10 protein-coding genes are annotated in these 11,459 nt (G+C 71.6%); 8 read left to right on the top strand and 2 right to left on the bottom strand.

Annotation, left to right across the window (positions count from 1 at the left end):
• Positions 1-48: 48 nt before the first annotated feature.
• From ACE3RQ_RS14960 to ACE3RQ_RS14930, 7 genes are all read left to right on the top strand, one after another.
• Positions 49-537: a MarR family winged helix-turn-helix transcriptional regulator gene (locus tag ACE3RQ_RS14960; RefSeq protein ID WP_374522847.1), complete on the top strand. Its 489-nt coding sequence runs from the start codon at positions 49-51 to the stop codon at positions 535-537.
• A gap of 122 nt (positions 538-659) precedes the next feature.
• The gene (locus tag ACE3RQ_RS14955; protein ID WP_374522846.1) at positions 660-1,826 is read left to right on the top strand and encodes an MFS transporter; all 1,167 of its coding nucleotides are present in this window, start codon (positions 660-662) and stop codon (positions 1,824-1,826) included.
• A gap of 113 nt (positions 1,827-1,939) precedes the next feature.
• Entirely contained in the window at positions 1,940-3,244 is a 1,305-nt protein-coding gene (locus ACE3RQ_RS14950) for an efflux RND transporter periplasmic adaptor subunit (protein WP_374522845.1), read from the top strand.
• A gap of 13 nt (positions 3,245-3,257) precedes the next feature.
• Positions 3,258-4,517 carry an ABC transporter permease gene (locus ACE3RQ_RS14945; RefSeq protein WP_374522843.1) on the top strand — a complete coding sequence of 420 codons (1,260 nt, stop codon included), beginning with the start codon at positions 3,258-3,260 and terminating at the stop codon, positions 4,515-4,517.
• A gap of 8 nt (positions 4,518-4,525) precedes the next feature.
• Positions 4,526-5,263: an ABC transporter ATP-binding protein gene (locus tag ACE3RQ_RS14940; protein ID WP_374522842.1), complete on the top strand. Its 738-nt coding sequence runs from the start codon at positions 4,526-4,528 to the stop codon at positions 5,261-5,263.
• 134 nt (positions 5,264-5,397) lie between these two features.
• A complete protein-coding gene (locus tag ACE3RQ_RS14935; RefSeq protein ID WP_374522841.1) occupies positions 5,398-6,096 on the top strand; it encodes a PEP-CTERM sorting domain-containing protein in 699 nt (232 codons plus the stop codon).
• Between the two features lie 2 nt (positions 6,097-6,098).
• Positions 6,099-7,349 (top strand): WD40/YVTN/BNR-like repeat-containing protein, encoded by a 1,251-nt coding sequence (locus ACE3RQ_RS14930; protein WP_374522840.1) that lies wholly within the window; start codon positions 6,099-6,101, stop codon positions 7,347-7,349.
• A 6-nt stretch (positions 7,350-7,355) separates the two neighbouring features.
• On the opposite strand, the gene ACE3RQ_RS14925 is transcribed toward ACE3RQ_RS14930, so the two are convergent.
• On the bottom strand, positions 7,356-8,474 hold the full coding sequence (locus ACE3RQ_RS14925; protein ID WP_374522839.1) for an HPP family protein: 1,119 nt from the start codon (positions 8,472-8,474) through the stop codon (positions 7,356-7,358).
• Positions 8,475-9,647, bottom strand: a complete 1,173-nt coding sequence (gene hmpA / locus ACE3RQ_RS14920; protein ID WP_374522838.1) for an NO-inducible flavohemoprotein — start codon at positions 9,645-9,647, stop codon at positions 8,475-8,477.
• 152 nt (positions 9,648-9,799) lie between these two features.
• Between hmpA and norR the strand changes: the two genes are divergently transcribed.
• Positions 9,800-11,404: a nitric oxide reductase transcriptional regulator NorR gene (norR, locus tag ACE3RQ_RS14915; protein WP_374522935.1), complete on the top strand. Its 1,605-nt coding sequence runs from the start codon at positions 9,800-9,802 to the stop codon at positions 11,402-11,404.
• Positions 11,405-11,459 lie beyond the last annotated feature (55 nt).

Genomic DNA, 11,459 nt, shown 5'->3' with positions numbered 1-11,459 from the left:
GGGTGTCGCCGATCCAGCGCGCCCGTGCCTGCCCCACAATCGCCCTCCATGGAGACCGACAAGTTGTTTCTCAGACGCTTGCTGCAAAGCCGCAGCGAATGGGTGGAGCAGCGCCTGAACGCCAATGCCGCGCGCAATGGCTACGGCGACGTGACCCCCGCCATGAGCCGCCTGCTGGCCAACCTGCTGGGTCGCCCGCTGGGCCTCTCCGACCTGGCGCGCCGCCTGGCCGTGAGCCGCCAGGCCGTGCACAAGCTGGCCAGCGAAGCCGCGCAGCTGGGCTATGTCGAATTTGTGGACAGCGAGGCCGACGCCCGCATCAAGCTGCTGCGCTTCACCGAAAAAGGCTGGGACATGGCCGAGTCGGCCGAGCAGCAGTTGGACGCCATCGAGGCCGAGATCGAGGCCCAGATCGGCCCCGAGCGTATGGCCCAGCTCAAGCAGATCCTGGCCATGCCCTGGTCGGCCGACGAGGCCGAAAAGCTGCCGCGCACCCGGGCATCGGCCGCGCGCCAGCGGGGCGCCGAGGCGGGCTAAGCAACCCGCTGGCGTCTGTCAATACAGGTTGACCCTGGCCGGCCGGTAGCGAGTCGCCCCGTCGCTGGTCTCCAGGGGCACCCCGGCGCGACAATCGCCGTTTCCCCCTGGCGATGCCCCCCATGAACCGCAACCTCTGGCTTCTCACCCTGCTGCAAGGGCTGTTCTTCACCAACAACGTCACCTTCATTGCCATCAACGGGCTGGTGGGCCTGTCGCTGGCGCCCTATGGCTGGATGGCCACCTTGCCGGTGATGGGCTATGTGGTGGGTGGCGCGCTGTTCACCGGGCCGGTGGCCTGGACGCAGTCGCGCCTGGGCCGCAAAAACAGCTTCGTGCTGGGCCTGGTGGTGGCGGTGGCGTCGGCGCTGCTGTGCGCTTACGCGGCCTACACCCGCCAGTTCTGGCTGCTCTGCGCGGCCACCTTGCTGGCGGGCTATTACTCGGCCAACGGTCAGCTGTACCGCTTCGCCTCGGCCGAGCTGGTGGCCCCGGCCTACCGCGAGAAGGCGGTGTCGTTCGTGATGGCCGGTGGCCTGATCGGCGCGGTGGCCGGCCCCAACCTGGCCACCCGCACCCAGGCCCTGGCCGGTGTGCCCTTCGCCGGCACCTACCTGGCGCTGGCGGCGGTGGCCGTGCTGGCCATGGGGGTGTTGGCGGTGATGCGTTTTCCCGCGCCGCCGGCCCGCGCGGCGGCCTCGGGCGGGCGGCCGCTGGGCGAGATCGCGCGCCAGCCGGTGTTCATCGTGGCGGCCGGCGCGGCGGCCCTGGGTTATGGCGTGATGAACCTGCTCATGGCCGCCACGCCGCTGGCCATGGCCCAGTGCGGCTTTGCGTTTTCAGACGCGGCCTTCGTGCTGGAGTGGCACGTGATCGGCATGTTCGCGCCGGGCTTCTTCACCGGCCACCTCATCAAGCGCTACGGCGTGCTCAACGTGATGGGCGTGGGCGTGCTGTTGAACCTGGCCTGCATCGCGCTGGCGCTCTCGGGCGTGGCGCTGGCCAATTTCACCGTGGCGCTTTTCCTGCTGGGCGTGGGCTGGAATTTCCTGTTTACCGGGGCCACCACGCTATCGCTGTCGGCCTACACCGCCGCCGAGCGCGACCGCGCCCAGGGCGCCATGAACTTCCTGATGTTCGCGGTGATGGCGGTGAGCTCGTTTTCATCGGGCGTGCTGGTCACCACCCAGGGCTGGGACTGGCTCAACCTGGGCTCTTTGCCGCCGGTGCTGCTGGTGGGCGCGGGCCTGCTGTGGCTGCTGGCGCGCCAACGCCGCGCCGCGGCCTGAAGGGCCAACGTGGGGTTGCTGGCCGTGCGGGGCAGGGCGATGGCCGATACTCAGGCCAAGGCCCGCGTGGGCCACGGCTTCGAACAAGATTCAATCGAACACAAGCAAATCGCATGCGCCTGATCGGAACTGGACGTGGGGTGTTGGTGGCCGTGGCCGCCGTGGTGGTGCTGGGCGCCGCCGTGTTGGGCTGGGCGCGCTGGCGTGGCCCGGTGGTGGACGCCTTTGCCGTGCAGGCCGCCCCGCTGGTGCGCACGGTGCAAGTCTCGGCGCGGGTGGAGGCCCTCACCCGCGTGGACGTGGGCGCCACCGTCACCGGCCGTGTGGCCGAGGTGCTGGTGCGCGAAGGCGACGCGGTGCGCGCCGGCCAGCCCCTGCTGCGCCTTGAGACCGACGAGCTGCGCGCCACCCTGGCCCAGGCCCGCGCCAGCGAGCTGCAGGCCCAGGCCCGCCTGAGCGGCCTGCGAACCACCGGCCGCGCCCAGGCCCAGGCCGCGCTGGCCCAGGCCGATGCCGGTGTGGTGGCCGCCCGTGCCGAGATGGAGCGCGCCCAGGCCCTGGTGGCGCAAGGCTTTGTGAGCGGCTCGCGGCTGGACGAAGCCCGCCGTGCCCTGCAAGTGGCCGAGGCCCAGCAGGCCAACGCCCGCGCCCAGGTGGCCGCCAACCGCGACGGCGGCACCGACGAGGTGCAGGCCCAGGCCCAGTGGCAAGCGGCCAAGGCCGCCACCGAAGCCGCGCAAGCGCGCCTGGCCCAGGCCGAGCTGCGCGCCCCCACCGATGGCCGCGTGCTCACGCGCGATGTCGAGCCCGGCCAGATCGTGCAGCCCGGCAAGGCCCTGCTCGCCCTGGCCCTGGCCGGCCCCACCGTGCTGGTGGCCCAGGCCGATGAGCGCTTTCTGGACCAGCTCGCCACGGGGCAGCCCGCCACCGTGGTGGCCGACGCCTATGCCGGCCAGCGCTTCGCCGCGCGGCTGAGCCGCATCGCCCCCCGGGTGGACGCGCAGCGCGGCGCCATTGAGGTGAAGTTCGAGATGACGGACGCGCCCCCGGCCTTTCTGCGCGAAGACATGACGCTGTCGGTCGAGGTGGAAACCGCCCGCCGAGACCGCGCCCTGGCCCTGCCGCTGGCCGCGCTGCGCCCCGGTGCCGACGAGGCCAGCGCCACCGTGCTGGTGGCCGCCGATGGTCGCGCCCAGGCCCGGGCCGTGCGCCTGGGCGTGCGCACCCTGCAGGCGGTGGAGGTGCAAGACGGCCTGCAAGACGGCGAACTGGTGCTGCTGGGCGAGGCCTCGGCCCAGGTGCAGCCGGGCCAGCGCGTGCGCGCCAAGGCCCTGACGGGCTGGCCCAGCACCAGCGCCCAGGCCGCCGGTGGCGGCGGTGCGGCGGGCGCGGCGCTCACCCAATCGATGGGGCGCTGAGGGCGTGGCGGGCATGAACTGGCGGCGCTGGCTGGGCTTTGAATGGCGCGTGGCGGTGAAGTTTTTGCGCGAGGGCCGCAGCCAGACGCTGCTCATCATCCTGGGCGTGGCCGCGGGCGTGGCGGTGGTGGCCTACATCTCGGCCCTCATCACCGGCCTGCAGGCCAGCACCCTGGCCAAGACCTTGGGGGCGCAAGGCCACATCACGCTGCGCTCGCTGGACGATGTGGTGCTCAGCGCCGCCGCGCCCGAGCAGGGCAGCACCCGCCTGGCCGAGGTGCAGCCACGCGCCCAGCGCCTGCGCTCGGTGATCAACTGGCAGTTGCTTCTGCCCGTGCTGGAGGCCACGCCGGGCATCACGGCCGTGTCGCCCATGGTCTCGGGCGCGGGCCTGGCGCTGCGCGGCGAGGCGGTGCAGTCCATGGCCCTGCTGGGCGTGGACCTTGACCGCTACGACCGCATCGTGGGCCTGCGCGGCAAGGTGGTGAGCGGCACGGCGCGCCTGGGCCCGGGCGAGGCCATCGTGGGCCGCGAACTGGCGCACGACCTGGGCCTGCGCCTGGGTGACCGCTTCAGCGTGCAGACCGCGAGCGCCGGGGGCACCAGCAGCGGTACCACTGTGACCGAGGTGCTGCGCGTCACCGCCCTGGTGGACCTGGGCGTGAAAGACCTGAACGAGCGCACCGTGATCGCCCCGCTGCGCACCGCCCAAAGCCTGCTGGGCCTGCCCGGCGGCGTGACGCAGGTGGACATGCGCGTGAGCGACGTGTGGCAGGCCAGCGCCATGGCGCGCGAGCTGCGCCAGCGCTACCCGCTCAAGGCCGAAAGCTGGCAAGAGAACAACGCGCAACTGGTCTCGGCGCTGAACGCGCAGTCGGTGAGCACGGCCATCATTCGCGGCGTGGTGATGGTGGTGGTGGTGCTGGGCATCGCCAGCGTGCTGGTGGTCTCGGTGGTGCAGAAGCGCCACGAAATCGGCATCTTGCGGGCCATGGGCGCCACGCGCCGCCAGGTGCTGCGCGTGTTCCTGCTGCAGGGCCTGCTGGTGGGCTCGCTGGGCTCGGCCGCTGGCCTGTTGCTGGCGGTGGCCATGATCTGGCTCTTCACCACCTTCGTGCGCGGCTCGGACGGGCTGCCGCTGTTCGCCATCACGCTGCCGCTGGCCACTGGCCTGAACGTGGCCCTGGTGGCCACGGTGTGCGGCGTGATCGCCGCCATTGCGCCGGCCCGCCGCGCCGCCGCGCTTGACCCTGCCCAGGCCATCCGACTGTGACCAGCCCCGTGTCCATCCCCCACACCAACGGCCAGCCCCTCATTCGCCTGCGCGGGCTGCGCAAGTCCTACAACCTGGGTCAGCCCGCCGAGGTGGAGGTGCTGCACGGACTTGACCTTGAGGTCAAGCGCGGCGAGTTCGTGGCGCTCATGGGGCCATCGGGCTCGGGCAAAAGCACGCTGCTCAATGTGCTGGGCCTGCTGGAGCGCATGACCAGCGGCTCTTATGAGCTGCTGGGCGAGGAAATGAACGGCCTGCACGACGAAGGCCTCACCCTGCGCCGGCGCCGCGCCCTGGGCTTCGTGTTCCAGTTTCACCACCTGCTGCCGGCCTTCACCGCGCTGGAGAACGTGACGCTGCCCGCCCTCATGACCGAGGGCTTTGTGAGCGAGGCCCAGCGCGCCCACGCCCGCGAACTGCTGGCCGCCGTGGGCCTGGCCCACGCCGAGCACAAGCGCCCGGCCGAGCTCTCGGGCGGCATGCAGCAGCGCGTGGCCATCGCGCGGGCGGTGGCCCTCAAGCCCGCGCTGGTGCTGGCCGACGAGCCCACCGGCAACCTGGACCAGGCCTCGTCCAGCGACGTGTTTTCGCTGCTGCGCCAGATCCACGCCGAGCAGGGCACCACCTTTCTCATCGTCACCCACGACCCGCGCCTGGCCTCGCGCTGCGACCGCCTGGTGGAGATCGTGGACGGCCGCATCGAGCGCGACGAAGCCATCGCCACGGGGGCAGCGCACCCCGCCTGACTGTCGGTTTTTCTGACGCCCGCACCGGCTGCGCCGGTCCAGGCCCAGACAAATCAAGCACTTGCCGCCCCGGAACGGAACCTGCTTGTGCCCGGCATCGGCCGGGGGGCCGGCCTGGGTGGGAGGAAAGGCGGATGAAGCGACTGCGTGCGTGTCTGGTGGCCCTGTGGGCTGCCTTGCTCTCGGTGTTGGCGGCCCCGAACGCGCTGGCCTCGGTGGTGCACCTCTACCAGTTCGAGGTGACGCAATCCACTTGCGTGAGCGCCTATTCGCCCGGCACCTGTGCCATCAGTTACGACCAGGGCCTGAATCAGATGACCATCGGGATGGAACTGGCGGCTGTGCAAAGCGGCTCGGCGTCTCTGTCCATCGATCACGATGGCGCTTACAGCCCCGCCACCGTGGTGAACGACGGCATCGCCTCGTTCCGGCCCCATTTGTATTGGGCCACGCAAACCGTGTCGCTCGACCCCGCCGCCTATTTCCTGAGCTGGTATTTCCGCACCGAGCTGTCCCTGAGCGTGGCGCAGTACCTCAGTGGCGGCATTTACGTGAACGACGGTTCGTCTGAGTTGGTGATGTCCACCAGCCGCAGTGCGCTCTCGGCCTACCTGGGCGACATCAGCCAGCTCTACGAGCCCGACCCGCTGGAATGGACCGGCTTCGTGCGCTCCGACGCGCTCGGTTCATTCATCCTGCCCTTCACCGGCCAGTGGCGTTTCGTGGGCGCCGTGCCCGAGCCGGGCACCTGGGCCCTGCTGCTGAGCGCGGCGCTGGCCCTGGCCTGGGTGGCACGCCGCCAAGCGAAGGGGCAGGGCAGGCGAAAGGCCTGAACATGCACACGCGCCGGGCTGCGCTGTTGGCCGGTGCCCTGGCGCTGGCGGGCTGCGCAAGCGTCACCTCAGACCCCGCGCTCTGGGTCAACGACCTGGATTGCCGCGACCCGGCCCACCTGCTGGCCGCCGGCCACACGCTCTCGCTCACCGAGTTGCAGGGCCGCCTGCTGGTCTCCACCGACCGGGGCACCAGTTGGCGCGACGCCGAACTGCTTCCGCCACCCGGCGACACCTCGCTGCGCGTGCTGCGCCTGCCCGATGCCAATGGCGCACCCGCGCTCTACGCCTCGGGCTTTCGGCAGGGCGCCACGCTGGCCGCGCAGATCGCCGGGTCTGGCGTGCGCACCGTGGGGCCCTGGTGGCACAGCGCCGACGCTGGCCTGAACTGGGCGCAAGCCGAGCCTCGCGTGCCCCTGGGGCCGGCGCGTGGCTTCGGTCCGCAGTGGCCGCAGGTGGCCCTGGCCGATGCCGGGCGAACCTGGGTGGTGGTGGGCACCGGGTCAGATGGCGTGGCCGTGCTGCGCTCCACCGACGGCGGGCGGCAATGGCTGCGCCAGGCCCTGCCCGGGCTGGAGCACGCCGGGCCCCTGAGCAGCAACGGCCTGGGCGCGCTGGCCTGGGTGGGCCGCACGCCGGTGGGCTTCGTGAAGCCCACCGCCTTTGAGCTGCACGCCTCAGACGACGCCGGCGCAAGCTGGCGCATCGGCCCCGCGCCAGTGGGCAATGCCCAACTGTTCCGGCCGCTGCCGGGTGTGCTGCTGGCGCACAACGGCGACGAACTCGTGCCCGGGCGCACGCTGGTGTTTCGCTCGCTGGACAACGGGCTCACCTGGGCCCGCGTGTTCGACCGCGAGGCCAGCGGGCGCATCGCCAGCCTCGGCGCCGACGCCGATGGCCGCGTGGTGGCCATCACCGAGTTTGGCCATGTGCTCACCTCGGGCGATGCCGGGGCCACCTGGGCGCACCGCGGCCAGCCCGTGCGCGACGCGGCGCGCCTGCACCTGGCGCGGCCAGTGCTGTTCGGTCCCGATGGCGTGGTGCTGGCCCTGGTGGGCGCGGGCACGCCGATCCGCTCCACCGACCATGGCGCCACCTGGCGCGTGACCGACAACGGCCTGCCGCCCAAGGCCGGGTTGGCGCAGTGGTGCCTGGTGGGCGAGGGGCGGGTGGTGGCCCTGGGTGGCCGCTTCGCGGCCTGGTCAGCCGACGGGGGTGTCACCTGGGCAAGCGGCGCCTTGCCCGGAAACTGAGTCGCCCTAGCCGCCGCGCCCGGTCTGGAACAGCGCGGCCACCAGGTCGGACTGCGTCACCATGCCCACCACCCGGCGTTGCCCGTCCACCACCGGCAGGTGGTGCAGGCCGCCATCGGAGAAGCCGCTCACCAAGTCGGCAATGGCCTGCTCGGGTCGGGCCACGATCACCTCGCGCGTCATCAAATCGCGCACCAGGGCGTCAGTCGGGGCGGGCTTGCCGTGGTGCAAAAAGAAATCGTGCAGCGAGACGATGCCGGCCAGGCAACTGTTGGCGTCGAGCACGGGCAGCGCCTTCACGCGGTGGCGGGCCAGGCGCTCCCAGGCCTCGCGGGCGGGGGCGTCGTCGCGCACGCTCACCACGTCGCGCGACATGATGTGTTCGCAGCGCACACCGCTCCAGTGGCGGCGCTGGGCGTGCAGGTGGGCGCGCACCAGAATTTCTTCCAGGTCGTCGCGGTCAATGTCCAGCGTTTCGCCGTAAGAGGCGAGGGCGGCGTCCAGGTCTTGCGCCGACACGCCGGTGCGGTGCGTGGGCGGTGGGTCTTGCGTGCCGTGGGCCTGTGCGGTGCTGCTGGGTTGGTGCGGGTAGCGCCGCCCGGTGAGGCGGTGAAACAGCAGGGCCACCAGCAGCATGGCCACCGAGTTCACCAGCACCGGCCCGTGCACAAAGCCCCAGCCCAGGTGGTGCACGCCGGGGCCGCCCAGCACGGCGGTGAGCGCCATGGCGCCGCCGGGCGGGTGCAGGCAGCGCAAGGCGCGCATGGCCGCCACCGCCAGGGCGCCGGCCAGCGCGGCGGCCCAGGCGGCGTCGCCCAGCCAGCGGTACAGCGCCACGCCCAGCAGGGCCGACACCACATTGCCGCCCAGCACCGACCAGGGCTGCGCCAGCGGGCTGGCCGGCAGCATGAACAGCAGCACCGCCGAGGCCCCCATGGGCAGCAGGAAGGCCAGCGGCGCACCGCCCAACCAGTGGTGAGCGAGCCATTCGGTGATCAGCAGGCCCAGGCCCACGCCCACGCAGCCCAGCAAGGCATCGCGCCGCCCGCCCGGCAGGGCGTGCGGTCGGAACGCCGCCAGCGTGGCGGCCAGCCAGGCCGCCACGGGTTGTGCCAGCGCGCGCACTCAGTTCAGCGCGGCCGCGGGGCCGAAGAACTCGTGGTGCGTTTGTGCCTCGGGCACGCCCAGGGCGCGCAGGCTGCGCTGCACCAGGGCCATGAAGGGCTTGGGGCCCAGGAAATAGGCGTCCACGTCGCGCGTGGCGGGCAGCCATTGCGCCAGGCGCTGCTCGTCCAGCAAGCCCACGGCGTGCGCGCCCTCGTCGGGCTGGTCGTAGCAGTAGAAGCGCTTGAGCTGCGGGTGGCGCTCGGCCAGCGCGTCGATGGTGTCGCGAAACGCGTGCACCGCGCGGTTGCGCGCGCAGTGAATGAAGTGCACCGTGCGCCCGCTCTGCAGGGCCTGGCCCAGCATGGCCAGGGTGGGGGTGATGCCCACACCACCGCTGATGAGCACCAGCGGGCGATCGCTGTCTTGCAAGGTGAAGTGGCCCGCGGGCGGGAACACGTCCAGCGTGTCGCCCACGCCCACGTGCTGGTGCAGGTGGCCCGACACCAGGCCACCGGCCTGGTGCTTCACGCTGATGCGAAGTTCCTGCCCGTCGGGCGCATTCGAGATGGAGTAGTTGCGGCGGTGCTCCTGCCCGTCGATGCGCAGGCGCAGGCCCAGGTACTGGCCGGGCTGGTGGGCCACCACCGGCCCACCGTCCACCGGGCGCAGGTAGAACGAGGTGATCTCGCTGCTCTCGGGTTCTTTGCGCACCACGCGGAAAGCGCGCGCGCCGCGCCATCCACCGGGGGCGGTTTCGCTGGCCTGGTACACCTGCTCTTCGGCCGCGATCAGGATGTCGGCCAACTGCTGGTAGGCCGCAGCCCAGGCGGCGATCACCTCGTCGGTGGCCACGTCGGCGCCCAGCACCTCGCGAATGGCGCGCAGCAGGCAGGTGCCCACGATGGGGTAGTGCTCGGGCAGCACCTGCAGCGACACGTGCTTGGCCACGATCTGCGCCGGCAGCCCGCCCAGGCCTTCCAGGCGGTCAATGTGGCGGGCGTACATCAGCACCCCATTGGCCAGGGCGCGCGGCTGCTCGCCGCTGGCCTGGTGGGCCTGGTTGAACAGCGGGCGCACCTGCGGGTACTCGCTGAGCATCAGGCGGTAGAAGTGGGTGGTGAGGGCCTCGCCGCCGATCTCCAACAGGGGAACGGTGGCTTTCACGATAGAGCGTTGGGCGTCGGTCAGCACAGGGGTCTTGTCCTTCACGGGTAGGGAAAGCCATGCTGGTTTGCAACGCCCATGCCACCCGCAGGGGCACGGTGAATCAAGCACTTGCGCGGGGATAATGTCGAACCGACCACAATTCAATTGCTGTCAATTCGACACAAAAACAGGTGGAACTGACCACAACCGAATGGCTGCGCACCCTCGTGCCCCTGGTGGCCGACCTGCCGCAGGACATCCCCGAAGCCGAGCGTTACCGCCGCCTGCTGCACACCTTGCGCACGCTGTTCCCTTGCGACGCGGTGGCCCTGCTGCGCCTGGATGGCGATGCCCTGGTGCCCCTGGCCATTGATGGCCTGAGCCGCGACACCCTGGGCCGGCGCTTCAAGGTGGCCGAGCACCCCCGCTTCGCCACCCTGCTGGCCGCTGGCCAGCCTATGCGCTTTGAGGCCCACAGCCCATTGCCCGACCCGTACGACGGCCTGGTGGAAGGCCTGCGCGGCGAGCTGGACGTGCACGACTGCATGGGCTGCGCGCTGAGCTTCGAGGGCCAGGTGTGCGGCCTGCTCACGCTCGATTCGCTGCAACGCGGCAGCTTCACCGACGCTCACCTCACCGTGTTGCAGGCCTTCGGTAGCCTGGCCTCGGCCACGGTGGGCGCGGCCTTGCGCATCAACCGCCTGGCCGCGCTGGCGCGGCACGAGCACCAGCGCGCCGAGTCGTACCGCCGCGCGGCGGGGCGCCCGCAGCGCGAGCTGCTGGGCCACAGCCCGGCCTTCAAGCAGCTCATGCGCGAGATCGATCTGGTGGGGCCCAGCGAACTCACCGTGCTCATCACCGGCGAGACCGGCGTGGGCAAAGAGCTGGTGGCGCAGGCGCTGCACGCGCGCTCGCCGCGTGCCGACCAGCCCCTGGTCAGCCTGAACTGCGCGGCCTTGCCCGACACCCTGGTGGAGAGCGAGCTGTTCGGCCACGTGCGCGGTGCCTTCACGGGCGCGGTGAGCGAGCGCCAGGGCAAGTTCGAGCTGGCCGATGGCGGCACCCTGTTCCTGGACGAGGTGGGCGAGCTGCCGCTGGCCGCGCAGGCCAAGCTGCTGCGCGTGTTGCAAAGCGGGCAGTTGCAGCGCCTGGGCTCAGACCGCGAGCACCGGGTGGACGTGCGCCTGATCGTGGCCACCAACCGCGACCTCGCCGCCGAGGTGCGCGCCGGGCGCCTGCGCGCCGACATCTACCACCGCCTGAGCGTGTACCCGTTGCCGGTGCCGCCGCTGCGCGAGCGTGGGCGCGACGTGCTGCAGCTCAGCGGTTTTTTTCTGGAAGAAAACCGCTCGCGCCTGGGCCTGGGCCACCTGCGCCTTGACGCCGACGCGCAGGGCGCGCTGCTGGCCTACGACTGGCCGGGCAATGTGCGCGAGCTGGAACACCTGATCGGGCGCAGCGTGCTCAAGGCCCTGGGGCGCCACGGCGAGCGCCCGCGCATGCTCACCCTCACGGCGGCTGACCTGGGGCTGGGCACCGCGCCCGCCCTGGCGCCCGAGGAAGTGGCCGCGCCCGTGGCGGCCACCCCAAGCCCCGCGCCTTTGCCCACGCTGGGTGGGCGGCGCTTGCGTGAGGCGGTGGAGCAGGCCGAGCACCAGTGGGTGGGCGAGGCCCTGGCACGGCACGGCCACAACTGGGCCGCCGCCGCGCGCGAACTGGGGCTGGACCGCGCCAACCTCATTCGCCTGGCCAAGCGCCTGGGCTTGTACGAAAGCCGGCGCGAGCGCCGCGTGCCGCGTTAAACCCGCTCCAGCACCACCGCAATGCCCTGGCCCACGCCAATGCACATGGTGCACA

Origin of the sequence: Hydrogenophaga sp. (assembly GCF_041913525.1) — a bacterium.
Lineage (GTDB): Bacteria > Pseudomonadota > Gammaproteobacteria > Burkholderiales > Burkholderiaceae_C > Hydrogenophaga.
This window is presented reverse-complemented; position numbering and strand designations above follow the sequence as displayed.